Origin of the sequence: Enterobacter sp. Sphag1F, from assembly GCF_014193275.1 — a bacterium.
Lineage (GTDB): Bacteria > Pseudomonadota > Gammaproteobacteria > Enterobacterales > Enterobacteriaceae > Pantoea > Pantoea symbiotica.
This window is the reverse complement of sequence record NZ_JACHZD010000005.1, coordinates 99,656-121,248: the sequence shown is the minus strand read 5'-3', so window position 1 is coordinate 121,248 and position 21,593 is coordinate 99,656. Positions and strand designations below refer to the sequence as shown.

Sequence of the window (21,593 nt, the reverse complement as noted above, 5' to 3'; positions counted from 1 at the left end):
GCATTTAAATAATAACGCTACGCAATCAGTGCTATCACTATTAGCATCACACTTCTGAATCGGTAAAAACATGACCACGGTCAGTATGCGTCGGGAAAATATAATTAAAATGTGTTTTTTATTTTCGCACGCTTTTTTATTTTCAATTCAATAGCACGGGGTTAATTATGACTGTTATTCCTATTCAGCCAAAACGTCCGGAGGCATCCGCGCGGCCCTATTATCAGCAGGATAACGCCGCGGTATTTAACGCAATAAACAGCTCACCAGCGGGGTTGAGCACCACCGATGCCCAGCAACGACTCGACGCCAACGGGCCGAACGTGCTGCCGCAGAAAGCGGAAAAATCATTGCTGATGCGTTTTCTGGCGCATTTCAAAGATGTGCTGATTTATATCCTGCTGGCTGCGGCGGTGATCACGGCGGTAATGGGCCACTGGGTGGATACCTTTGTGATTCTCGGCGTGGCGGTGATTAACGCCATGATTGGCTTCATTCAGGAGAGCAACGCCGAAAAGTCGCTAAAAAGCATCCAGAACATGATGTCGAGCGATGCCATGGTGCTGCGCGACGGCCAGCAGATCACCGTCGCCACGCAGGATCTGGTGGTGGGCGATGTGGTGATGTTGCGCCCAGGCGATAAGATCCCGGCGGATTTGCGTCTGTTCGAGGTGCACAACCTGCGCGTCGAAGAGGCAATACTGACCGGCGAATCAACGGTGGTTTCAAAAAACACCGTGGCGCTTGAAGGCGAAAAAGCGCTTGGCGATCGCCTGAATCTGGCCTATTCCGGCACCACCGTCAGTTCGGGTACCGCGCTGGGCGTGGTGATTGCTACCGGCGGCGATACTGAGCTGGGCCACATCAATGCGATGATCTCCTCGATTGAAGAGGCGAAAACCCCGCTGCTGGTTCAGATCGACAAACTCGGCAAAGCCATTTTCGGCATCATCATGCTGATGATGTTTGCGCTGTTCGTGTTTGGTTATCTGCTGCGCGACATCGCGGTGACGGAGCTGCTGCTGTCGGTGATCAGCCTCGCGGTGGCGGCGGTGCCGGAAGGTTTACCGGCGATTATCTCGATCATTCTGTCGCTTGGCGTGCAGTCAATGGCGCGTAATCACGCCATCATTCGTAAGTTGCCGACGGTCGAAACGCTTGGTGCCATGACGGTGATCTGCTCGGATAAAACCGGCACGCTGACCATGAACGAGATGACGGTGAAAGCGGTGGTGCTGGCAAACAGCCAGTGGCGCATCAGCGGCAACAGTTATGAACCCAAAGGCGAGTTTACCCTTGAAGCGGGTCAGCGGAGCGATGCGCTGATGCAGGGCTTCTTGCAGGTGGTGGATATCTGTAATGAAAGCCAGCTGCGTCAGGACGTCAACGGCAACTGGGGCATTGTTGGTGGACCAACCGAAGGCGCGTTGAAAGTGCTGGCTGCCAAGGCGGGCATTCAGAGTGACAAGGTGCAGATTCTGAGCAAGTTGCCGTTCGATTCGGCCTACAAATACATGGCGGTGAGCTGCCTGATTGATGGCAAACCGTGCCTGCTGATGACCGGCGCGCCCGATGTGTTGCTGTCGCTGTGTCAGCAGCAGCAGGGCGCAACTGAAGCGGAAGTGATAGATCGCGGCTACTGGGAAGCGGCGATCACCACGTACGCCAGCGAAGGGTTGCGCACTGTTGCCGCCGCGTGGCGCTGGCTGCCGGAAGCGCAGCATCATATCGATCACGACGATTTACGCAACGGCATGAAGATGCTGGGCCTGGCCTGCATGATGGATCCGCCGCGTCCGGAAGCTATCACCGCGATTCGCGACTGCCAGCAGGCAGGAATTCGCGTGAAGATGATCACCGGCGACCACCCAGAAACCGCGATGGCGATTGGCCAGATGCTGGGCATTGGTAACAGCGATTCTGCGATTACCGGCTATCAGTTGGAGCACATGGATGATGCCGAGTTGGGCGTGGCGGCGCGTGAGTATGACATCTTTGCCCGTACCAGCCCCGAGCATAAGCTGCGTCTGGTGAAAGCGCTGGAGAGCAGCGGTGAGATCGTCGGTATGACCGGTGATGGCGTCAATGATGCGCCTGCGCTGAAGCAGGCCAATGTCGGTATCGCGATGGGCATCAAAGGCACCGAAGTGACTAAAGAGGCGGCGGATATGATCCTCGCCGATGACAACTTCGCCACCATCGCGGCAGCGGTAAAAGAGGGCCGACGCGTCTACGATAACCTGAAGAAAACCATTCTGTTTATCATGCCGACTAACCTGGCGCAGGGATTGCTGATCATCATTGCGATTTTGATGGGCAACCTGCTGCCGCTAACGCCGGTGCAGATTCTGTGGATGAACATGGCGACCTCGGCAACGCTGTCGTTTGGTCTGGCATTCGAACCGGCAGAGCGCAACATCATGCGCCGTCCGCCGCGTAACGCACGCAGCCCGGTGATGGATGGTTACGCCATCTGGCGCGTGATTTTCGTCGGCCTGCTGATTTCGATTAGCGCCTTCGTGCTGGAAGCCTGGCTTCAGCCGCGCGGCTATACGCCGGAGTTCATCCGTACCGTGCTGCTGCAGATGCTGGTAACCGCGCAGTGGGTTTACATGCTGAACTGCCGCAACAGTAATGGATTCTCGCTGGATGCCGGCTTACTGAAAAACCGTGGAATCTGGCTGGTCACCGTGGTGCTTATCGCGCTGCAGGCGATGATTATCTATGTACCATTGATGAACACGCTGTTTGGCACCGCGCCGCTGCCGTTTAAATACTGGCTGATTTCGCTGGCGGTGAGTGTGGGGATCTTTGTGCTGGTGGAGATAGAAAAGCGCCTGACACGCGGCTGGCGTCTGGCACGTTAAGTCATGTTGGCTGGCGCAATGCCAGCCAACACTTTGTCATTTAGCTGAAGACGTTGATTCACGCTGCATCACCAAACTGAGCGCAGCGGGCAACACCGTCAGCGTCATCATTGTTCCCACCAGTAACCCACCAATGATGGCGTAGGCCATCGGCCCCCAAAACACCTGATGAGAAATTGGAATCATGCCTAAAATCGCGGCGCATGCGGTGAGAAGAATCGGGCGGGCACGATGCTCTGCCGCTTTGCTTACCGCATCGTTGCGCGACATGCCAGCACGCAGATTGCTATCGGCTTCCATGATCAGGATAACGGCGTTGCGGATGATCATGCCGGCCAGCGCAATCATCCCGAGCAGGGCGACAAATCCCATCGGCGTACCGCTGGGCAGCATCGCCAGAACAATGCCAGGCAGTCCAAAGGGCGCCATCGCCAATGCCAGCAACATGCGCGATATTCGTTGCAGCTGCACCATCAGCAGAATCAACATGACAAACAACGTCACCGGTAATACGGCAAACACTGAACCGTTACCTTTATCCGATTCGGCAACCGTGCCCTCTTCATCAAGGGTGTAACCCGGCGCTAATTTAACGCGCAGCTGCTGAACAGCCGTACTAAGCTGCGCGGATGTGGCTTCCGCCTGCATGCCTGCTGCCACATCCGTTTGTACCACCACATAGGGAAAACCCTGTCGACGCCACATCACCGGATCCTGCAATCCCCACTGCAGCGTCGCCACCTGGCCGATGGCGATCTTCGTGCCTGCCGCGGTGGTCAGTTTGAGCGCAGCGAGGCTACTCAAATCCAGCCGGTCAGCATCGTTGGCGCGCAACACCACATCAACCAGCCGGTTATGATCTCTCACGGTAGTCACGCTTTGACCGGACCACACGCGGTTCAGCAGCTGCGCGATATCCTGTGAAGAGACGCCAGCCGCGCGGGCTGCGGTCTGGTTCACCGCAAAGGTGATGACGCGTTCGGCCTCGCCCGCCGTCAGGTTTACACTGCGCGTCGCGCGGGATTGCCCGAGGATGCCGGCCAGCTTTTCTGCATACTGTTTCACCACATCGTAATGCGGCCCGCTGATGCGATAGCGGATCGGCCAGCCAACCGGCGGACCCAGTTCCAGCGGCGATACGCGCGTCACCACATCGCTGAATTCACCTGCCAGCAGGCGGTCGAGTTGGGCTTTCAACCGATCTCTCGCCGCCAGATTTTTGGCTACCACTACCAGCTGGGCGATGTTTTCATCATCGTTCAGCACGTCCATCGGTAGATAAAAACGCACGGCGCCGCTGCCGCTGTAGGAGGATAAATGGTCAATGTTCGCGTTGCCGCTGAGTTTCGCTTCGAGCTGTTCCACCACACTTAGCGTGCGCGCCTGCGATGCGTTTGCGGGCAGCGTGAGGCTGACCAGCAGCTCCGGGCGGTCGGAGGCGGGGAAAAACTCGCCCTGCATATGGCTCATGCCCCAGATGGCGACCATCAGCGAAGCACCCGCCAGACCGAGCGTGAAACCTCGATGGCGCAGGACCTGTGAAATCAGATGGCGATAGAAACGCAGCAATAAACCGGGTTTGGCGTGCGATTTACCTGGCCTTGATGACAAAATCCAACTGCCGGTCAACGGAGAGAACAGCACCGCGACAACCCAGGAACTGAGTAGCGAGATCAGCACTACCACAAACAGCGAGTAGCAATATTCTCCCGCGCCTGATGCAGCGAAGCCAACGGGAATGAAACCGGCAATCATCACCAGCGTACCGGTTAGCATCGGAAATGCGGTGGTTTCAAAGGCCACCGTGGCGGCGCGCCAGCGGGAATCACCGGCTTCAAGTCTAGCGACCATGGTTTCCACCGCGATCATCGCGTCATCAACCAACAAGCCCAGCGCAATGATCAGCGCGCCAAGGGAAATACGTTGCAGCCCAATGCCCGCCAGCATCATGCCGGTAAACGTCATCGCCAGCACTAATGGAATTGCCGCTGCCACCACTAAACCGGCGCGCAGCCCGAGCGACACGAAAGAGACGGCCAGCACAATAACGATAGCTTCGCCGAGAACCCGCACAAATCCGCTGACCGCATTGCTGACCACTCGCGACTGATCGGCCACTTTTGTAACCTCAATGCCGTGCGGCAATTGGCGGGCAATTTGCGATATCTTAGCCGTCAACGCGTTGCCAAAGTCCAGCATATTGCCGGTCGGCGACATGGAGATCGCCAGCCCAATCGCGGGCTTACCGTTGACGCGATAAAGCGGCGTTGGCGGTTCCGCTGCAACACGCGACAGCGTGACAATATCGGTCAGGGGAATGTAGCGATCGTTGATATGCAGCGTAACGGCGCGCAGGCTTTGTTCCGAGTTGAAGGCACCGCTGACGCGCAGCGAGATGTTATCGCTGTCGGTGCGAATGACGCCTGCGGGTGATAAGGCATTCTGTGCCTGCAAGGCATCGGTGACCTGCTGCAGGCTCAGGCCCAGACCTGCGAGTTTGCGCGGAGAAAAGCTGGCAACAATCTGCTCCTCCTGCACACCGAGCAACGCAATTTTGCCGATGTCTGGCACGCTCATCAGCCGATCGCGAATGGATTCGACGCGATCGCGCAATTCACGTGCACTGAATCCTTCAGCGGTAAAACCGTAAATCGTGCCAAAGGTATCGTCAAAATCGTCATTGACCGCCGGGCCCGCAACGCCTGCAGGCAGCGTGCTGCTGACATCCTGCATTTTCTTGCGCACCTGATACCAGATGTCCTGCACTTTGGCGGGCGGCGTGCTATCGCGCAGATTCACAAAGATAACGGTTTTGCCGGGATGTGTTTCGCTCTGCACGTAATCCAGATACGGCACTTCCTGCAGCTTCTTCTCCAGCGGCTCAGTCAATAGTTGCACCGTATCGTTGAGATCGGCGCCGGGCCACTGCGCCGAGACCACGGCGGTTTTGATAGTAAAAGCAGGATCTTCGTTACGCGGCAGCGCCTGATAGCTGAGCACGCCCGCGCCAATGATCATCAGCATCAGAAAAGCCATCAGCTGTTGATGAGTTAGCGCCCAGGCGGAAAGGTTGAATTTAGCGCGAGCTGAATGTTCATTCATGGCTGCTCATCTCCCAGCGAAACCGCTTCGCCATCGCGCAATGTGCTCACGCCTGCCGTGACCACGCTTTCGCCTGCTGTGAGACCACTCGCGATATAGACTTCACTGACGGTGAAGCGGGAAATCACCACTATGCGGCGCGTTACCTTGCCGCGCTGCGCATCCAGCACAAACACCGCCGGCTTGCCTGCCAGTCGAGTGAGCACGGATGCAGGAAGGATGAAGGTTCGCGGATCGCTTTCTGGCAGCGCAACGCTGACGCTTGCGCCCAGCAGCATCGCTGGCGGCGGATCGTCCAACGTTAATCGAACCCGCCAGGTGCGCGTCTGTGGATCAGCCTGCGGGCTGATATCGCGCAGATGCGCCTGCGCGGTGATCGCCGGTGAAGAGAGCAGAGTTACGAGAAAGGCGTCGCCGGGGAGCGAGGAAAATGCTGCCGGGAAGGGCACGTCGAGAACCACATCCCGCTGTGCACCGCTTGCCAGCGACATCACCGTTTGACCGGCGCTCACTACCTGTCCGGCAGATGCGCTGACGGCGGTGATCACACCGCTGGAAGGGGCCGTTAGCTGCGTCCAGCGCAGATTTTCTTTCGCGTTATTAAGTGTGGCTTCGCTGCTTTGCAGGCGCGCTGCGGCGGATTGCCATTCTGATTGCGCGCTGTCGAGTTGCGCCCGCGCAATCGCGCCGGAAGGCATCAACTGTTTCATGCGGTGCAGATTCAGCGCCGCGACGCGTTCCGTTGCCCGTGCGCTGTCGGTGTCAGCCATCGCACTCTGTAACGCGTTTTTGGTCGTGCTGCTTTCTAATGTGGCCAGCACCTGACCAGCGTTGACGCGGTCGCCCACTTCGGCAGATCGCGCCAGAATCCGCCCATCCAGCCTGAAACCCAGCGATGTTTCGTCATGGGCGTGAATATCGCCGGTCATCTGCACCTGCCTCCCTTGCGTGGCGGGCTTCACGATGATGAATTTTACCGGACGGGGAGGCGCAGGGGGTAAGGGATCGCGTGGCCCGCAGGCGGTGAGCGACAAGGCGATGACCACCATGCAGGGCAACAACGGCAGCAACGCTATTAAGCGTGGTGCATCGATAAGATGATCGGCGGCCTGTTTGACCAGGCCGGTGAAAGAGTCTGTCATGGCGCCTCTCCGTACAAGGATTTGGCGCCATTAAAACGGCTTACTGTCGAGATTCTTTGTACGGCGAGTCAAGATCCTGTCAAGAGCGCGACAACGGCTCCGTACTGACGTTAGGCAAAAAAATTGCCAGGCTGAGGCCACCCTCTTTAGGTAGTTTGGCGCTAATCCTGCCGCCGTGCGCCACGCAGATGGCGCGGGCGATCGACAGGCCAAGTCCGCTGCCGCCTGAGTGTCGCGCGCGTGAGGATTCGCCGCGCGTGAAGCGTTCAAACATCTCTGGCAGAAACGCCGGTGCGACGCCGGGGCCATCATCCCTGAATTCAATACTGCAGCCTCCCGGCACCGCCCGGGCGATAATCTGCAACTGGCCCGCAGGTTTGCCATAGCGCAAGGCGTTTTCAATCAACACGCTAAAAACCTGACCCAACCGGAAGGGATCGGCGCGGCAGGTGAGCGTGCTGTCTGCTGCCACGCTGATGATCATGCCGCTGGCTTCGGCTTGCGGTCGTACCCAGGCCACACGCTCTCGTGCCAGTTCTCCCGGATTTATCACATGCAGATCCAGCTTAAGTTGCCCGGCGTCGGCCAGCGACAGCAGGTGAAGCTCATCAATGAGTCGGCTCATGTGACGCAACTGTTTCATGACCATTTCCAGCTGCTGCGGTTCGGGCTGAAACACACCATCCAGCAGACCTTGCATTCGACCAATGGCGGCCGTCAGCGGCGAGCGTAGTTCGTGTGCCAGCGCCACGTGCGAGGCGCGCAGTTCACGATCGTAGAGCGCCAGTTGCTGGCTCATGCGATTAAAGTCGTGCGCGAAGTGCAACAGCTCCGCCGGGGCGCTTTTTACCATGGTGGCGGATGAACCAAACTGCCCTTCGGATACTCGATCAGCGGTTTTTTTCAGGTGGCTGAATTGCAGCGCTAGCGGACGGGCGTAGCGCAGAACGGTGAAAGCAACAAACGGCGTAATGATGAAAATCAGGATGATCACCATCAGCCAGTCAGCGGCACCGACCGAAGGATCGGAGTAGCGCACACCCCAGCGTTCATCAACGATCTCGTGGAAGCGCGGCAGATTGGTTTGCGGATGCGCGCGCAGTGTCAGAAATTCCTGGCGCATGTCCGGCGGCATATGGTGGATGATCCACAGGTTTTGCAGCGCAAAGCGCAGGAACATAATCCCGGCGACGGCAATAACCGTGACGATGGCCAGCGTCAAAATACGCACGCAGATCCAGCGCCACAGCGTTTGAGGAGGTGACTTTTTCATGGCTGTCTGAACCTGTAACCCACGCCGCGCACGTTGAGTAATATCTCTGACAACCCGGCGATTTCGAGCTTCTTACGCAGGTTGTAGACGTGGGTATCGATCACCCTTTCCAGCGCCTCACTTTCAGGCATACAGGTTTCGATCAGATATTGACGGCTAAGCGCGCGCACTGGCGCTCGCATCAGCGTCACCAGCAGAGAAAATTCGGTTGGCGTGAGGTCAATCCGGGTTGGATGCTGCTCTGGCTGCGCGACGACGGCGGTCATTGCCGCAGTATTAACTTCAAGCGCTTGCCAGCGTAGCACTTCATCCTCGGCAACTGCCGCACGGCTGCGGCGCAGCACGGCCTGCACGCGCGCAACCACTTCACCCGGATGATAGGGTTTCACCACGTAGTCATCCGCGCCTAAGCGCAGCGCGCCGATTCTGTCGGGCGTGTCCGTCATCGCGGTAATCATAATCACCGGCGTGTCAGCGCGGCGTCGCACGGCAGCCAGCACCTCGGTGCCGTTCATGCCGGGTAACATGATGTCGAGCAGAATGAGATCGGGTTTCCACTTCTCAACGCGCTCAAGTCCGCTAAGCCCATTACCGGCAATCTCTACGGCATATCCTTCGCGCAGCAGATAGGCTTCCAGCACGTCTGCCGCGTCTGCATCATCCTCAATAACCAATACTCGTCTGTTGTTCATGGCTCACCTTGACAGTTTCTTCATAAATCCCTGGCACTTAATTGACATTGCTTCGGGATACTCCGACCTGTGACGCAACGCCCGGGCAAGGGGCTAAAAACAGATGGGTAACTGAGGTGACACGATGATAACCAGAAAAAAGGCGCTGTACAGTGGCTGTTTGTTACTGGTCAGTTTCAGTGCCAGCACGCGCGCCGATGATAGCGCAGCGCAGGATGGCGTGATGATGGGCGTAGGCGCGCAGACCACGCCGAAATATAGCGGCGCAAATAAGCAACGCTGGCAGGTGGTGCCGATGGTGCAGGCCCGAAAGGGCGCATTTTTTATCGATTCGCAAAAGGGTGTCGGCTACGATTTGCAAAGTGACAGCGGCCTGTATCTGGAACATACATTGGGATATGGCCTGGGCAGGGCGGACAAGGATTCCGACTGGCGCGATGGTTCTGACAAGCTTCGTGGCATGGGCACAATCAATGCCACGCTCAACACCGGAATTGCTGCCGGTTGGGCGATCTCGCCATGGCTGATTCTTGAAGCGAAAGCCGTACTGCCGCTGACAGCCAGCCAGGGCGTAAATTATCGCACTTCGTTAACCTTGATTCCGCTGCAAAGCCAGGAAGATAACCTTTCCTTGCAGACCTCCGCGCTGTTTGGGGATGCGCGCTACATGCAAACCTGGTACGGCGTTAATGCACGTCAAAGCGTCAAGAGTGGCTATACGACTTACTCAGCAGCAGCAGGATTTTATGGGGTAGAAACTGATCTGACATGGAGTCATCAGTTTACTCAGCACTGGGGCGGCGCACTGAGCACGGGTTACACGTGGCTGGACGATCACGCGGCGGACAGTCCCATTGTATTCAGGCAGAACCAGCTGACCGCAACAGCGGCGGTGACGTATACGTTCTAGGGACTCTACGCGTTGAATCCTGGCAAAGGCGTACTGACATTGCTGATGGTTATTAGCGTTTGCGCTATTGTACATCTGGCTGTCTATCTTATCTACATCGCTTAAGAAAGTGTTTAGACGAAAAGCGACACGCACTGTAGCGGCACATTAAATTGTCTATTTATCCAGGTGCGCATGAATGCGCACCCTACAAAAACCACGCCAAACAACGGTAGGGTCGCCATTTATGGCGACCAATAAACCACCTCCACTCCGCATTATTCACTGCGCATATGTACGCATCAGGAACAGATCGTAACGCTTATCCCATGAGCTTTTGTTTATGGCTTAGTGATTGATTGTGCATATGTTCATCATCAGCTGGCAATGCTGAGATGACGATCACACCTTGAACGCTGAAAACTACTTAGCAGGCTTATTGTGATGGTGCTCACAATGAGCAGGCGAAAAATAAGCGATAAAATATAACAAATGAACAGCAAGCGTTCATTTGAGCAAGGTGCAGCCCACAACCTCTGACCTAACCCAAAAGGTTCATCCATGAAAAACCGATACAGTACGAAAGTACTGGCGCTTTTCTGCGCCCTGTCATTTCTGATGTACGTCGATCGCGTCAACCTTTCAACTGCGGCGGGGCTGATAAAGCAGGATCTTGGCCTCAATAATACCGATCTGGGCCTGATTTTTTCTGCCTTCGCTTACACCTACTTAGTGTTTCAGATTATCGGTGGCTGGTTTGTTGACCGCTTCGGCGCACGCAAAACCATTATCATCTGCGGCAGCATCTGGGTGGTCGCGACCATTTGTACCGGTTTCGCGGGTGGTTTCGCTTCGTTGTTCCTGTCACGCATGCTGCTTGGGGTAGGCGAAGGCGCGGCATTGCCGTCACAAGCGCGCGCCATGACATTCTGGTTCTCCAGCGAGAAGCGTGGCTTTGTGCAGGGTGTTACTCACTCATTTTCCCGCTTCGGCAATGCCGTCACGCCATCGCTGGTGGCGCTGTTAGTACTGATGCACTCCTGGCGCTTCTCATTTATCGCATTGGGCGTTATTACCGCCGTGTGGCTCGGTTTCTGGATTGCAGGCTTCCGCGATAACCCGCATCACATTGCCGATATGAGCGAAGAAGAACGCAAGATTTTGCCAAAACTTGATGCCTACATGACGGACAAAGTGAAAGCCCCCACGCCATGGAAAGCGCTGCTCAAACGTATTGGGCCAACCATGGGCGTCTATTTTTGCTACGGCTGGACAGGCTGGCTGTTTTTCACCTGGCTACCCACTTTCTTTATGAACGGTCGCGGCATGGACCTGAAATCGTCCGCACTTTTCACTTCTGCAGTGTTTCTCTCGGGTGTGGTGGGGAATACCGTCGGCGGCATCGTGAGTGACAAAATCCTGAAACGCACCGGCAATGTAGTGGCGGCGCGACGTAACGTCATTATCTTTAGCTTTCTGAGCGCCGGTTTGCTGCTCATTCCGGTGATTAGCTCCACCAACATGACGGTGATTACCGCCTGTCTTGGTCTGGCCTTCTTCTGCCTGGAACTGACCATTGGGCCTATCTGGGCGGTTCCGATGGAGATCACGCCCAAGTACGTTGGCGTCGCCAGCGGCCTGGTGAATGCCGGCTCAGCGGTGGCGGGCATCATTTCGCCGATTCTGTTTGGCATCATCATTGATAGAACCGGCAACTGGAGCTTGCCATTTTATGGCTCGGTTGTGCTGCTGATGGTGGGCATCGTGCTTACCTTCTTTATGCGCCCGGACATTCCGTTGTCTGAAGATTCCCCTTCTCGCGGTGAAGTACAGCCCGCAAATAATGCTTATCACTGAGGAAATCCTGATGAAAAAACCTTCTGTTGCACTGGTGCTGGGCGATCCAGCAGGTATTGGTCCAGAGCTGGTGGCCAAAGTATTGTCGCAGCCGGCGCTACGTGAGTTGGCTAACGTGATTATCATTGCCGACCGCCAGGAGCTGGAAAAAGGCATGACCATTGCCGATCAACGTTTCGACTATGGCGAAATTACTGACACCGCAGATATCAGATTCACGTCGGGTAAACCGTTGCTGCTCAATCATGACTGGTCTTCACGCACACCTTTTGATTATGGCAATGCTAGCGAGCAGAGCGGCGTGTATATCCTTGAAACGCTGGCGCGTGCGGTCGAATTGACACAGCAGGGCATTACGCAAGGCGTCTGTTTTGCGCCGCTGAATAAGCAAGCGATGCATATGGGAGGGCTGCAGCATCGCGATGAATTGCACTGGTTCGCCGAACTACTGAAGTGGGATAGCTTCTGCTGTGAGGTGAATGTGGTGGATGACCTCTGGGCTGGACGCGCCACTTCGCATATTCCCTTCCGCGATATTGTGAAGAACCTCAGTGTCGAAGGCGTAGTCGATACCATTGCGCTGATGGATCGCACGCTGCGTCAGGCGGGCATCGCTAAGCCGAAAATTGCCGTGCAGGCCCTGAATCCACATGGTGGTGAGAATGGTTTGTTTGGTGATGAGGAACAAACCATCATTAAACCGGCGATGGCAAAAGCCAAATATCAAGGTATTGATGTCTATGGCCCATATCCAGCCGATACCACCTACAAAGCCGTAGATACGCAGCATCTGGATGCCGTGGTTTCGATGTACCACGATCAGTTCGCCACCGCGTTAAAAATGCTTGGCTTCGAACGCGGTATTACCGTACAGGGCGGACTGCCGATTCCAATCGCGACCGCCAATCACGGCACCGCATACAACTTATATGGGCAAAATCTTGCAACGCCATCGGCGTTTGAGAACGCTTTCCGCTTGCTGGTGCGTATGGCAGCCAGCGCGATTTGATTCCCAGTTATCGTTCGATATCCGATTATCAGGAGAATCTTCGCTATGCCAAATTCGCTTAAACTCGGTGTTAACACCTCGATTTTCGATGGGCACGACATGGATGTCGCCTTCGGAATCATTAGCCAGTTAGGTTATGAGTACGTTGAGGTCGCTTATAACCAAGGTTATGTCGGTGACCTGGATGACAGCCTGTATAGCCCGGCCAATGCGCAACGCATACGGACACTGCTGGACAAGCATCAGCTGAAAACGTTGGCGCTCGGTTGCACCTTTAATCTGGCGCGACCCGAAGCGGTTGCGTACCTGCAAACACGCATCGGTTTTGCTCAGGCGATAGGCGTCAAGCTGCTCAATGCCTGTACGGCAAAGCGTGAGGATTATGCGGCGCTGGTGAGTAATTTACGTCAGATCGCGCCATATCTTGAGCAGGCCGATTGTTGCTTACTGATCGAAAATGGTGGCGACCATAACTATGATGCTTTTGCGCTGGCAGCCGAGGGTGAACAGTTGCTGAGAGAGGTGGGCAGTACAGCTGTAGCGTTTAATGGCGACGCTGGCAATATGGTGTCGTTGCGACCTCAGGCGGATGCGATACAACAGATAATGCAGCTGTTGCCACAGATGCGGCATTGTCACATTAAAGATGTATATAAGCAGGGCACAGAGTTTCACTTTCCGCCCATCGGGAAGGGCATATTAGCGTATCAGCCGCTCATCAAGTCACTGGCAATGCACGATATTCCCTGCACGCTGGAAATCCCGCTGCGCATGCATCGACTGGCTGACAGCACGCCGGTACGCAGTGATACGCCAGTGGAACTGGAACGGATTGTTGAAGTGCTGAGGGAGAGTAAAAAGTATATCGATGGATTGCAGAGCGACTTCGGTTGAAGCAAGCACATCAGGTCATTAAAAACGCCCGCTATGGCGAAAATCCACTATAGCGGGCGGCTTCAGGCAGAAAAGTTATTTCTTCGGAACTTCAGAGATCTCTTTCACGTCACTTTTATTGATTTGCTGCTTAACGCCATTGGCATCGACATAACCCAGCAGGCCGGTTTCGGCATCCTGTGGTTTGCCATCGGTCACGATGGTGCGTCCATCATTGGTGTGGATGGCGTACGAGGTCCGTGTACAACCGGTCAGAGCGGACAGGGCAATAAGCGCAGTAACAGAAAGCAAAATTGATTTTTTCATTAGTCTCTCCAGGCTAGTAAAAGGATATTAATTATCCAGTTCGCTCATGTTGGTAATCTTGTCGCGATTGATCTGCTCAGTTTTACCGGTTTGCGCATCCTTGTAAGAAACAAGGCCTGTATCGCTGTCGATTTGCGGCTTACCAGACGTCACGATAGTGCGTCCGTCGTTGGTTTTAATCGCCTGATTAGAAGAGCAAGCGGTCAATGTCATTGCCATGAAAGTGCCAAGAAATGCCGTTGCCAGTACTGTTTTATTCATCATGATGAGTTCCTTTCAGTGGAATACGTTTAACTACCTTTAAAGCGTAGAACATTTTCCCGAAACTTCCAGAAACCCGGCGCATCTGCGCTGTTTAACCTGACTCAAACGGCGGTTCATGCCGCGCGATCAGCGAATCTCATTCACGTACATAAAGTGTTCGGTGCTAAAGCGGTGGTGCGCCAGAATCACCGGAAGAGCACTTTGATCAAACGACACTTCATCAATCACCATCACGGCGTGCGGCAAACTCAGCTCCAGCAACGCCGCATCCTCTTCATTCGCCAGCGTAGCGGTGATTTGCTCGCGCACGGCAGCGACGCGCAGATCGTAGCGTTCAAACAGATAGCGATAGAGCAGCGGCGGCAACTGATCGGCGGGTGGGAAATCGGCCAAACGCGCCGAGGGCAACACCAGCGTCTCGTGCATCGCAGCGATTCCCTTCACGCGCCGCAATCGCTTCAGCCGGATCACCTCATCGCCCTGCGAAATTTGCAGTTTCTCCGCTTCATCGGCGCTGGCATGGCTGAGCTGATAATCGAGTAGTCGGGTATCGGATTGCAGCAATCCGCCGGTTTTATCGTGCAGCCGGAAATACTGGAAGAAATGGCTGAGATTGTGCAGCGGCGCCCAGCCGGTCACCACGGTGCCGGTTTTGCGACGGCGCATCAGCATGCCTTCTGTGGTCAGCGCGGCCAGCGCTTTGCGCACCGTGCCAACCGACACACCAAACTTCGCCGCCAGGCTATTTTCACTTGGCAAAATCGTGCCTGCGGGCAGTTCACCTTGCAGGATCGATTCGCTGATATGGCGCTTGACCACTTCATACAGCGGCGCACCTTCACCTTCGCTGAGTCTGGCGAAAGGTTGAGCATCGTTCGCGTCATAGTTTTTTTGCATGTTTCCGATTACCGATTGACCGCAGTGGTTGAATTGCATTATCTATAAACTATATAGAAATACAACAGACGATAATCCTATGATGCAAAATTCACGTTTTAACAGTGCATTAGCGATGATTGCTAACGACGGCGCGCAAATGACGGATGACCTCAAACAGATGCTCGAGGTCGATACCTGCTTCCCGCCGGGCAACGGTTACGGTGCTTTTGCTGACGTGATGACGCATCTGTTGGATCCGCTGGATTTCAGCTTTGCGCGTGTCTCGGTGCCGGAACATTTATGGCAGGCACCGGACGGCAGCGCGTACGGTGAACGCGTCAATCTGCTGGCGTCACTCGATGCCGGTGCAGCTGAAAACTGCAATCTCTATTTCCATACCGATACCGTGCCCGCCGGTGATGGCTGGCGCTTTCCGGCGCTGACGCTGACTGCAGCGGAAGGCAAGCTTTTTGGGCGCGGCGCGGCAGACATGAAAGGCACCATTGTTGCCGCGATGGCGGCGGTGCGCGCGGCGCAGGCGGCGGCGGTTCCGCTGCGTTTTAATCCGGTATTTCTTCTTTGCACTGATGAAGAGGGCGGCTTGTATCCCGGCATCCGTTACCTGGCGGAACAACAGCTTTTCTCCGGTCACCTGCTCAGCTTCAACGGCGGCGCGGTGCCGCGCATTTGGGCCGGCTGCTTTGGCAGCATCGATCTCAAGGTAATTATCACCGGACGTTCGGCGCACTCTGGCGATCCGGTTAACGGCATCAATGCTATCGAAGCGGCGCTGCCGCTGATGAACGCGCTTTACCAGTTGAAGCTCGAGGTGGAACAACGCACCTCGGCGATGCCTTCCCCGCCGCATTATCTCGGCAAACCGCTGACATCACTGTTAACGCTGGCCGCCGCGCAGGGCGGTAGCAAAGGCTCGACTATTCCGGAACGTTTTGAGCTGTTGATTAATCGCCGTTACGCGCCGGAAGAGCGCTTTGACGCGGTGTGGCAGGAGCTAACGCATTGTGTGGAAAGTGCGATGCGCGACAGCCCCGCGCTCGACGTCACGCTGCAAATGATTGGTCATCTCGCGCCGGTCGCTAATCCTGACGGCCCGCACTGGCCGCGCTGGCAGGCGGCGCTGAGTCAGGGATTTGGCTTCCAACCCAGCGAGTTCAAACCCTGGGGATCGTCCACCAGTTCCGATATGGGCTGGGTCCAGCAAGCCGGGATTCAGGAGATTTTACTCGGCGGCCTCGCCCGTCCGGACAATCGCATTCATGCCGCCGATGAATACACCACGCTGGCAGATTTGATCGCACTTTCGCAGTCCATTCTGGCGTATCTCGCCGATGATTTTCAGCCAACCCAGGGTAGTTAACTAATTAACGAGGAAGAGAAGATGTGCGCAATGAAAGGGTTAAACCGCAGACAGTTTATCGCCAGTTCTACCGCTCTGACGGGCGCAGCGATGCTGCCCTGGTCGTTCTCGGCCCATGCCGCGCAGGTGGCGAGCGCTACGCCGGGCGGCACCGCGCGTAAAGGCGGCGTGTTGCGCATCAGCGTTGACCAGGCCGTCAGCGTGCTGAATCCGCATCAGGTTCGCGTCAACCCGGAATATCTGGTGGCGGAACTGTTGTACAGCGGCTTAACGCGTCTGACGCAGGAGATGAAAGCCGAAGCCGATTTGGCGCAATCCTGGCAGGCGAGCGCCGATCTCAAGCAGTGGACATTTACCCTGCGCCCAAACCTGAAGTTCAGCGACGGTTCGGCGTTAACCTCAGCCGATGTGCTCGCCAGCCTGCAGGCGCTGCTCGATCCGAAAAATGCCTCACCGGCGCTGCATAACATTGGGCCGATTAAAGCCGTCAGCGCGCCAGACACCAATACGGTATTGATTGAAACCGACGCGCCTTACGCCGATTTGCCGGTGATGCTGGCTTATCCGGATGCGAAAATCATCCCGGCCAGCATCGCGCAAGGCCAGTATGACAAGCTGAGCAAAGCCTCATTCGGCGCCGGTCCTTTCCAGCTGGTTTCCTACGATCCGGAACGCAAAATTGTGGTGAAGCGCAATCCGCATTACTACGATCCGGCGCGCCCTTATCTGGATGGCGTGGAAGTGGTGGTTTATCCCGATGGCATCGCGGAGAGTTCTGCGCTGATCTCCGGTGACACCGATCTGATGCTGAGCGCGCAGTCGAGCGAGTTCGCGCGCCTGTCCAAATCTTCCGGCGTGCTGCCGCTGCGCGTGGCATCCGGCCAGTTCCTCAATGTGAACATGGGCTGCGATCAAAAACCCTTCAACGATGTGCGAGTGCGTCAGGCGCTGGCACTGTGCGTTGATCGTCAGGCGTCAGTGGATTTCGTGGCGGATGGCTTGGGTTCACCGGGTAACGACACGCCGATCAACGGCGCGTATCCGTTCTTCGCCGACCTGGCGAAAAAAGCGGTGGATTACAGCAAAGCCAAGGCGCTGCTGGCGGATGCCGGTTATCCCAACGGTCTGGATTTAACGCTCATCGCCTCCGACAAACCAGCCACCCGCACCCAGCTAGGCATCGCGCTGCGCGAAATGGCGAAACAGGGCGGTTTCCGCATCAACGTGCAGACCATGGCGCACAGCACCTATCTCGATCAGGTGTGGAAGAAGGGCAATTTCTACGTCGGCTTCTATAACATGCAGCCGACGCCGGACGCGGTGTTTTCACTGCTCTACACCTCAACCGCATCGTGGAATGAAACGCGCTGGAATAACGCGGAGTTTGATAAAGCGGTCGGCGCAGCGCGTGAAACCCGCGATGAAACCCAGCGCGCCACGTTGTATGGCAAAGCGCAGCAGCTGATGCATGACGAAGTGCCATCGGTGATCCCAACCTTCTTCGATCTGCTTGCCGCCAGCCGCGATTATGTCGGCGGATATCACCTGCATCCGCGCGGTGCGGTGTTCCGTCTTGACCATATCTGGTTGACCGACAAAGCGCCGAAGCGCGCAGTGTAAGGAGCGAACGTGACAGCAAGTTATCTGCTTAAACGCCTTCTGCTGATGGTTTACACCTTGTTAGTGGTGTCGCTGCTGGTCTTTGGCATTACTCAACTGCTACCGGCCGATGCGGCTGTCACTTTGCTGGGACAAAACGCCACGCCGGAAGCGTTGGCGGCGGTGCGTGAACGTCTGGGGCTGGATGCCCCGGCGTGGTTGCAATACTGGCACTGGCTGACGCAGGCGCTGCAAGGCAACTTTGGCGTATCAATGCGCAATGGCCTCGAAGTGGCGCCGACGCTGCTGACGGCGTTGTCGCGATCGCTGCTGCTGGCGGTGTGCGCCCTGATCCTGATGCTGATTATCGCCATTCCCCTCGGCATCTGGGCGGCGGTGCGTCGCGGCAAAACCGCCGACGTGCTGGTGAGCGTCATCTCCTACATCGGCATCTCGTTTCCGGAATTCGTCACCGCCACGCTGGTGCTGCTGCTGTTTGCCGATGTCTGGCAGATTTTGCCCGCCACCGGTTATGTGCCGCTCAGTGAGAACTTTGTCAGCGGCATTCAGCACCTGATTTTGCCGTCGGTGACCGTGGCGCTGATTCTGGTGGCGCACGTCTCGCGCATGGTGCGCTCAGAAATGGTCGATGTGCTGCATACCGATTACATCCGCGCCGCGTGGCTGAAAGGCTTATCGCGTCGCCGCATTCTCTGGCGACATGCGCTGCGCAACGGCTTGTTGCCGACCATCACCATCGTGGCGCTGGATGTCGGTTATCTGCTGGGCGGCATTGTGGTGGTGGAGGAGATTTTCGCCATTCCCGGTATTGGCCGCGAACTGATTGTCGCCGTGCAGGCGCGCGATCTGCCCACCATTCAGGCTGGCGTGATGATCCTCGCCGCGACCTATTCAGTGGTGAACTTCCTGGCTGATTTGGCCTACGTCACTCTCGATAAGCGGATCTCCTATGCCTGATATTTTGAAACGTTTGCTGCGTTCACCGCAGGGCGCCGCTGGCGTGCTGATTATCTTGCTGGCGCTGCTGATGGTGGTGGGCGGCGCGCACGTTGCGCCTTTTGATCCTGAATCGATCTCCGTCCTGACGCGCTATAAGCCGCCCAGCGCGGAACACTGGTTTGGTACCGATCAGATGGGCCGCGACATTTTTAGCCGCGTGATGGTGGGCGCGCGCTCAACCATTTTACTGTCGCTGCTGGCTACCGCGCTGGCGATGGTGATCGGTTCGGTGCTCGGCACCGCCAGCGCCTATCTGGGCGGCAAATTTGATGAGTTCATGATGCGCACTATGGATGCGGTGATGGCGATTCCCAGCCTGCTGTTTGCGTTGCTGATTGTCAGCACGCTCGGGCAGAGCAGCATGAACGCGGTGCTGGCGATCACCATCGCCTTTGTGCCGGGCATGGTGCGCATCTCGCGCAGCGTGGCGTTGGCCGCCCGCCAGCAGGATTACATCAACGCCGCCATCGCGCGCGGCGAAGCCGGGCACTACATCATTCTGCGTGAAATGCTGCCGAATATTCTGGCGCCGATCATCGTGGAAGCCACCATTCGCGTCGCCTTCGCCATCATGCTGTTTGCCACCCTGAGTTTCCTGGGTTTGGGCGCACAGCCGCCAGAGCCAGAATGGGGATTGATGGTCTCGGAAGCGCGCGCCTACTTCTTCAATGCGCCGTGGATGATGATGATTCCGGGCCTCGCCATCGCGCTGGTCGCCATTGGTTTTAATTTACTGGGTGACGGGCTGCGTGATGTGCTCAACCCAAGGAGCCACTGATGAGTGACAAGCTTGCACCGGTGCTGTCGGTAGAAAATTACAGCCTCGATTACGCGTTAGCCAAAGGACATGCGCTGCCGGTGCTGCGCGACATCAACCTGCAAGTGATGCCCGGCGAAGTGCTGGGGCTGGTGGGCGAATCGGGTTCCGGCAAAACCACGCTCGGGTGGGCGATTATGCGCTGGCTGGCGGGCAATGCGCGCGAGCTGCAAGGCGATATCCGCCTGAACGGCGACAGCCTGCTGACCTTGCCAGCGGCCAAACTGACGGCGCTGCGCGGGGCCAAACTGGGGATGATTTTTCAGGATCCCAGCGCCTCGCTCAATCCCACGCTGACGTTGGGTGAGCAGGTCACTGAAGTGTTGCGCCGCCATCGCGGTTTGTCCGCGCGTGAAGCGCAGGATCTGGGCGAATCATTGCTGCATGACGTTGAACTCAAAAATCCGGCGCGCATGATGCTTCGCTATCCGCATCAGGTTTCGGGCGGCGAGAAGCAGCGCATCCTGATCGCCACCGCGTTTGCCTGCCAGCCGGACTGCATGATTTTTGATGAGCCAACCACCGCGCTGGATGTGATCAGCTCAGCGCAAATCCTCGACCTTTACGAGCGTTTGCGTGAAGAGACCGGCGTCGCGTCGCTGTACATCTCGCACGATCTGGCGTTAGTCGCCAAAGTGGCCAACCGCGTCTGTGTGCTGGAGCAAGGGCGCATTGTCGAACAGGCCGACACGCGCAGCCTGTTTAACGCGCCGCAAAATGCCTACACGCGCAAGCTGATTGAGGCGGTGCCCAATCCGCAGCATCGGCTGGTGCAGGACGCGCCAGGCAATCAGCCGTTACTCGGCCTGAAGCAACTGACTATCGATTACGGCAAACAAGGTTTGCTCGACCGCCTGTTGAAGCGTGAAGCCAATACCACGCGCGCTGCCAATGCGGTTTCGCTCACTGTGCATCAGGGCGAAATTCTCGGCGTGGTCGGTGAATCCGGTTCCGGTAAATCCTCGCTGGGTAAAGCTATCACTGGACTGGTGCCGTTCAGCGGCGAGCTCGATTTTTGTGGCTACACGCTGCATGGCCGCGCGCAGATGGATAAAGAGTATCGCCGCCGCGTGCAGATGATTTTCCAGCATCCCGATGCCTCGCTGAATCCGCGTATGACCATCGGCGAGATCATCGCGCGGCCGCTGCGCTTGTACGGTTTGCCGCCGGGTGAAACCGAAGCACAGGCGGTGGCGCGCCTGCTGCAGGAAGTGCGTTTGCCGCCGGAGTTTGCGCAGCGTTATCCGCATGCGCTATCGGGCGGCCAGAAGCAGCGCGTCGCCATCGCCCGCGCCTTTGCCAATCCACCGGATCTGGTGATTTGTGACGAGATCACCGCCGCGCTCGACGTCTCGGTGCAGGCCACCATTATCGAATTGCTACTGGAACTGCGCCGCCGCTACGGCACCGCGTATCTGTTTATTACCCACGATCTCAACCTGATTCGCCAAATCGCCCATCGCGTGGCGGTGATGTATCGCGGTGACGTGGTGGAAGTGCTGCCGGGCGACAACATGACGGCGCTGGCGCAGCATCCTTATACCCGTGCATTGCTTGATGCGGTGCATATTCCCGACTTATCCAAGTCCGTTGCATGACGAGAAA

The 21,593-nt window shown here is 56.7% G+C and carries 17 protein-coding genes; 10 read left to right on the top strand and 7 right to left on the bottom strand.

Annotation, left to right across the window (positions count from 1 at the left end; all coding sequences use genetic code 11):
* The first annotated feature begins 167 nt into the window (after positions 1–167).
* Complete coding sequence (locus FHW71_RS16640; RefSeq protein WP_179452511.1) at positions 168–2,867, top strand: cation-transporting P-type ATPase; 2,700 nt, start codon at positions 168–170, stop codon at positions 2,865–2,867.
* 36 nt (positions 2,868–2,903) lie between these two features.
* Here the strand turns inward: FHW71_RS16640 and FHW71_RS16635 are convergent, their stop codons facing one another.
* The 4 genes from FHW71_RS16635 to FHW71_RS16620 form a co-directional block, all read right to left on the bottom strand.
* Positions 2,904–5,969 carry an efflux RND transporter permease subunit gene (locus tag FHW71_RS16635; RefSeq protein WP_179452512.1) on the bottom strand — a complete coding sequence of 1,022 codons (3,066 nt, stop codon included), beginning with the start codon at positions 5,967–5,969 and terminating at the stop codon, positions 2,904–2,906.
* Positions 5,966–7,111 carry an efflux RND transporter periplasmic adaptor subunit gene (locus tag FHW71_RS16630; RefSeq protein WP_179452513.1) on the bottom strand — a complete coding sequence of 382 codons (1,146 nt, stop codon included), beginning with the start codon at positions 7,109–7,111 and terminating at the stop codon, positions 5,966–5,968. Before FHW71_RS16630 ends, FHW71_RS16635 begins: the two co-directional genes overlap by 4 nt.
* A 79-nt stretch (positions 7,112–7,190) precedes the next feature.
* Positions 7,191–8,384: an ATP-binding protein gene (locus FHW71_RS16625; protein ID WP_179452514.1), complete on the bottom strand. Its 1,194-nt coding sequence runs from the start codon at positions 8,382–8,384 to the stop codon at positions 7,191–7,193.
* Positions 8,381–9,076: a response regulator transcription factor gene (locus FHW71_RS16620; protein WP_179452515.1), complete on the bottom strand. Its 696-nt coding sequence runs from the start codon at positions 9,074–9,076 to the stop codon at positions 8,381–8,383. The genes FHW71_RS16625 and FHW71_RS16620 overlap by 4 nt, the downstream gene beginning before the upstream one ends.
* A 124-nt stretch (positions 9,077–9,200) precedes the next feature.
* Here FHW71_RS16620 and FHW71_RS16615 point away from each other — a divergent pair, with 124 nt between their 5' ends.
* The 4 genes from FHW71_RS16615 to FHW71_RS16600 all read left to right on the top strand — a co-directional run bounded on the left by FHW71_RS16615 (position 9,201) and on the right by FHW71_RS16600 (position 13,725).
* Positions 9,201–9,986, top strand: a complete 786-nt coding sequence (locus tag FHW71_RS16615) for a MipA/OmpV family protein (protein WP_179452516.1) — start codon at positions 9,201–9,203, stop codon at positions 9,984–9,986.
* A gap of 540 nt (positions 9,987–10,526) precedes the next feature.
* Positions 10,527–11,822 carry an MFS transporter gene (locus FHW71_RS16610; protein WP_061720411.1) on the top strand — a complete coding sequence of 432 codons (1,296 nt, stop codon included), beginning with the start codon at positions 10,527–10,529 and terminating at the stop codon, positions 11,820–11,822.
* A 10-nt stretch (positions 11,823–11,832) separates the two neighbouring features.
* A complete protein-coding gene (locus FHW71_RS16605; protein ID WP_179452517.1) occupies positions 11,833–12,831 on the top strand; it encodes a 4-hydroxythreonine-4-phosphate dehydrogenase PdxA in 999 nt (332 codons plus the stop codon).
* Between the two features lie 45 nt (positions 12,832–12,876).
* On the top strand, positions 12,877–13,725 hold the full coding sequence (locus FHW71_RS16600; protein WP_061720413.1) for a sugar phosphate isomerase/epimerase family protein: 849 nt from the start codon (positions 12,877–12,879) through the stop codon (positions 13,723–13,725).
* Between the two features lie 75 nt (positions 13,726–13,800).
* Here FHW71_RS16600 and FHW71_RS16595 read toward each other — a convergent pair whose 3' ends face one another.
* The 3 genes from FHW71_RS16595 to FHW71_RS16585 form a co-directional block, all read right to left on the bottom strand.
* A complete protein-coding gene (locus tag FHW71_RS16595; protein ID WP_179452518.1) occupies positions 13,801–14,031 on the bottom strand; it encodes a YgdI/YgdR family lipoprotein in 231 nt (76 codons plus the stop codon).
* 27 nt (positions 14,032–14,058) lie between these two features.
* Positions 14,059–14,292, bottom strand: coding sequence for a YgdI/YgdR family lipoprotein (locus FHW71_RS16590; protein WP_091004292.1), 234 nt, complete (start codon positions 14,290–14,292; stop codon positions 14,059–14,061).
* Between the two features lie 129 nt (positions 14,293–14,421).
* Positions 14,422–15,192 (bottom strand): GntR family transcriptional regulator, encoded by a 771-nt coding sequence (locus tag FHW71_RS16585; RefSeq protein ID WP_179452519.1) that lies wholly within the window; start codon positions 15,190–15,192, stop codon positions 14,422–14,424.
* Positions 15,193–15,271: 79 nt separating this feature from the next.
* On the opposite strand from FHW71_RS16585, the gene FHW71_RS16580 reads away from it, so the two are divergent.
* From FHW71_RS16580 to FHW71_RS16560, 5 genes are read left to right on the top strand one after another with little or no spacing between them, the layout of a single operon-like run.
* On the top strand, positions 15,272–16,552 hold the full coding sequence (locus FHW71_RS16580) for a M20 family metallopeptidase (RefSeq protein ID WP_179452520.1): 1,281 nt from the start codon (positions 15,272–15,274) through the stop codon (positions 16,550–16,552).
* 21 nt (positions 16,553–16,573) lie between these two features.
* Positions 16,574–18,172 carry an ABC transporter substrate-binding protein gene (locus FHW71_RS16575; protein WP_179452521.1) on the top strand — a complete coding sequence of 533 codons (1,599 nt, stop codon included), beginning with the start codon at positions 16,574–16,576 and terminating at the stop codon, positions 18,170–18,172.
* Positions 18,173–18,181: 9 nt separating this feature from the next.
* A complete protein-coding gene (locus FHW71_RS16570) occupies positions 18,182–19,129 on the top strand; it encodes an ABC transporter permease (protein WP_007885920.1) in 948 nt (315 codons plus the stop codon).
* On the top strand, positions 19,122–19,949 hold the full coding sequence (locus FHW71_RS16565; RefSeq protein WP_179452522.1) for an ABC transporter permease: 828 nt from the start codon (positions 19,122–19,124) through the stop codon (positions 19,947–19,949). Before FHW71_RS16570 ends, FHW71_RS16565 begins: the two co-directional genes overlap by 8 nt.
* Positions 19,949–21,586 carry an ABC transporter ATP-binding protein gene (locus tag FHW71_RS16560; RefSeq protein WP_179452523.1) on the top strand — a complete coding sequence of 546 codons (1,638 nt, stop codon included), beginning with the start codon at positions 19,949–19,951 and terminating at the stop codon, positions 21,584–21,586. The genes FHW71_RS16565 and FHW71_RS16560 overlap by 1 nt, the downstream gene beginning before the upstream one ends.
* Positions 21,587–21,593: the final 7 nt, after the last annotated feature.